Origin of the sequence: Pseudomonas sp. H11T01 (assembly GCF_048515765.1) — a bacterium.
Lineage (GTDB): Bacteria > Pseudomonadota > Gammaproteobacteria > Pseudomonadales > Pseudomonadaceae > Aquipseudomonas.
The window spans coordinates 1-1,882 of sequence record NZ_JBLYED010000057.1 but is presented as its reverse complement, the minus strand read 5'-3'; the positions used below and the strand labels follow the sequence as shown (position 1 = coordinate 1,882).

At 58.3% G+C, this 1,882-nt stretch carries 1 protein-coding gene; it reads left to right on the top strand.

Annotated features, from left to right (window positions below):
- Positions 1-389: 389 nt before the first annotated feature.
- Positions 390-1,811 (top strand): group II intron reverse transcriptase/maturase, encoded by a 1,422-nt coding sequence (ltrA, locus tag ACN1C3_RS33140; RefSeq protein WP_419119940.1) that lies wholly within the window; start codon positions 390-392, stop codon positions 1,809-1,811.
- The last annotated feature ends 71 nt before the right edge of the window (positions 1,812-1,882 follow it).

Below are 1,882 nucleotides of genomic sequence, written 5' to 3'. Positions count from 1 at the left end.
GTTTGGCTGTGGTGGCCACGCTGGTGACTTGGAGGTGAAAGTCCTCTACACACCCGGCAAGGGGAAGTGTTAGCCAGAGGCAAGGGTGTCGCGGGTGACTGCGAATCTGAAGGAAGCCCGAGGCAAACTGCTGGCCTGACGAACAGGAAGCGGATAGAGGCGGCGCAGCGGGGTAAGAAGGCAAGCATCTTCAAAGCCCGATACTTGCACGGAACGCTGTGACGTAGATCCGACAGGCATAAGCAGGAAGGTCGCGCGAATTACCCTGGGAGATCTGCACGTTTGCCATTGTGCTACCGGGCGTTGAGAGGCGACGGGATGAGCGTGCAGAAGTCAGCCGAAGCCGTAGTAAGTGGCGACTAACCCCGTCACCAAGGGCCGAACAGGTTATGTCGCCGGTAGGCGTCAGAGTCTCATCGAATGTTGAAACGCAGAATATTCTCCAAGAGAAAACTGTTACTCCAAGTCCCGGACGGTATCCGAGGATGACGGCTGACAGGGCGCAAGCATCGACGGCGTCTGTGACGTGGACGAAAGCGGAGCCGGACGCGCTGATGGAGCGGGTGCTTGCACCCGCCAACCTCAAGCGTGCGTATCAACGCGTAGTCAGCAACAAGGGCGCACCGGGTGCCGATGGCATGACGGTCGACCAATTGGCAGACTACGTGAAACAGTATTGGCCGATCCTCAAGAACCGATTGCTGGCCGGCGAATATCACCCACAAGGTGTACGCGCCGTTGACATTCCGAAACCCAAAGGCGGGACAAGACAGCTGGGTATCCCCTGCGTCGTGGATCGCCTGATCCAGCAGGCGTTGCTGCAACAGCTCACGCCGATCTTCGACCCTCTGTTCTCGGATTACAGCTACGGCTTTCGTCCGGGCAGAAGCGCTCACCAAGCCATCGAAACCGCTCGCGGCCATGTGGCAGCGGGTCACCGCTGGTGCGTGGAACTTGATCTGGAGAAGTTCTTTGATCGGGTCAACCACGATGTGTTGATGGCCTACATCGAGCGTCAAATCGAAGATAAACGTGTGCTTACGCTGATCCGTCGCTATCTCGAAGCGGGAACGATGTCAGGCGGACTCGTCAGCCGACGGCAGGAAGGGACGCCGCAAGGCGGCCCACTCTCGCCGTTGCTGTCGAACATCCTGCTCAACGAACTCGACCGCGAATTGGAACGGCGGGGCCATCGCTTCGTGCGTTATGCCGATGACGCGAACATTTATGTGCGCAGTCGCCGTGCCGGCGAGCGAGTGATGGCCGGCGTCGAGGGCTTCCTGAATCAGCGACTGAAACTGGTGCTGAATCGGGAAAAGAGCCGAGTCGTCGGTTCTTGGATGTGTGATTACTTGGGCTACGGGATGAGCTGGCATCAACAGCCGAGACTAAGAGTGGCAACGATGAGTCTGAATCGCTTACGCGACCGACTTCGAAGCCTGCTGCGCACAACGCGAAGCCACAAGATGGCGAGCGTCATCGAGCGGATAAACCCCGTGCTGCGCGGCTGGGCTGGCTACTTCAAGCTGAGTCAGAGCAAGCGGCCACTTGAGGATCTTGACGGCTGGGTGCGTCACAAACTTCGCTGTATCATCTGGCGCCAATGGAAGCAGCCCTCGACGAGGGCACGCAACTTGATGCGTCTAGGGCTCAACGAAGCTCGTGCTTGTCACTCAGCATTCAATGGTCGAGGCCCTTGGTGGAACTCGGGAGCACCTCATATGAATCAGGCGCTGCCGAAGAAACTCTGGGATCGACTCGGGCTGGTCTCAATACTGGACACGATAACCCGGCTTAGCCGCTTAACCTGAACCGCCGTATACGGAACCGTATGTACGGTGGTGTGAGAGGACGGCGGATGTAAATCCGCCTCCTACTCGAT